The sequence below is a fragment of the Vibrio sp. M260118 genome, assembly GCF_036533755.1.
Lineage (GTDB): Bacteria > Pseudomonadota > Gammaproteobacteria > Enterobacterales > Vibrionaceae > Vibrio.
The window spans coordinates 1-1,253 of record NZ_JATABG010000597.1; the positions used below are offsets into that span (position 1 = coordinate 1).

The window sequence follows — 1,253 nt, forward strand, 5'->3', positions numbered from 1 at the left end:
TAGTTTTATGAGGTGGTTACGTTTAAATTTGTCGTATTGGCTATTGGCCGAATGTTGCAAGCAAATAGAGTGGCTCGGTGCGACTTTTCTGCTAGTGACATTGTCACTAATATAGAGTTGTTAACGAGGTAATATTGCCTTCGAGCATAGATAATCAAAGCGGACCAATCACAATAGGCGTCCAGTCGCATCATCGATAAAGACTAGCGGGCAGCATTTGTCAGATCGTCCTGAGATAAGTTTGAGTACGTTGAGCCTAGTGTCATCGCTGATGCGATTGCTAGAAGGTTTAGCACGGTTGCCATGAGTTAGGGACTCAACGCTGGTTCTTTAAAAGCTTTAAGTATACGAGACAAGTGTCGAAGAATGGACGTGGCATCTTGGCGCGTTAACTTATCGTTTAATACATCTCGGATAATGGAGAAGCGTTGTAATTCATGGTCGTAAATCGTAACTAACATCCTAAAACCTACAAGCAAACATAGGACAGATTCACTTGGAAATATTAGGACATTATCGCTTTGGGCTTACATGACAGCTTTGGTGCGCATTATGCACGTTATGTTAAATAGTGTTTGATATTAAGAAAGGACACTCATTGTCCCTTCTATTTAATCATCTTCTATCGCTCCGATTCACCATAAGCAGATTTACCATAAAATACCTAATAATCAGTTTGCTAATCGAAGATTAACGCTCTGCTTATTAGTTTAGCCACCGACTAGTTTTACTGTGTGACCTTTCTTTTCCAGGTGCGCTTTAATTTTGTCGCGTGCATCGCCTTGGATTTCGATGTTACCGTCTTTAACTGAACCACCGCAGCCACAAACTTTCTTTAGTTCTGCCGCTAACAGTTTTAGTGGCGCATCATCAAGATCTAAGCCCGTAACGATTGAAACGCCTTTACCTTTGCGTCCTTTAGTTTGGCGTTCGATACGAACAATGCCATCGCCTTTTGGACGTTGCGGTTTGTCTTCTTCTGGTTTGATGCGACCCACATCTGTGCTATATACAAGAGTCATAAAGCTTACTTCTTCTGTTGTGCCTTTTGCTTAGCGACCAAGTATGCCTCTATGTGCTTCTGAATAGCAACTTTTCCGCCTTTTATAAGCCTACCGTTGAAAAAGCAGTACCAGCTATTTGGCTCGCCTGTGTCATTCTTTATCGTGTAGCCATGAAAAACTTCTTGAGATGGTTGACCATTCGCAGCATGTTGTTTTGATAGAGAGTTGAACTCTTTAGGGTCTATGATG

Annotated in this window: 2 protein-coding genes; both read right to left on the reverse strand. The window is 41.7% G+C overall.

Translation table 11 applies throughout. The features are described 5' to 3' along the window. Positions 1-710: 710 nt before the first annotated feature. The gene (yciH, locus tag QTO00_RS19885; protein WP_331426286.1) at positions 711-1,022 is read right to left on the reverse strand and encodes a stress response translation initiation inhibitor YciH; all 312 of its coding nucleotides are present in this window, start codon (positions 1,020-1,022) and stop codon (positions 711-713) included. Between the two features lie 5 nt (positions 1,023-1,027). Beyond that, a partial coding sequence (locus QTO00_RS19890; protein WP_331426287.1) for a DUF3319 domain-containing protein occupies positions 1,028-1,253 on the reverse strand: 226 nt, incomplete at its 5' end.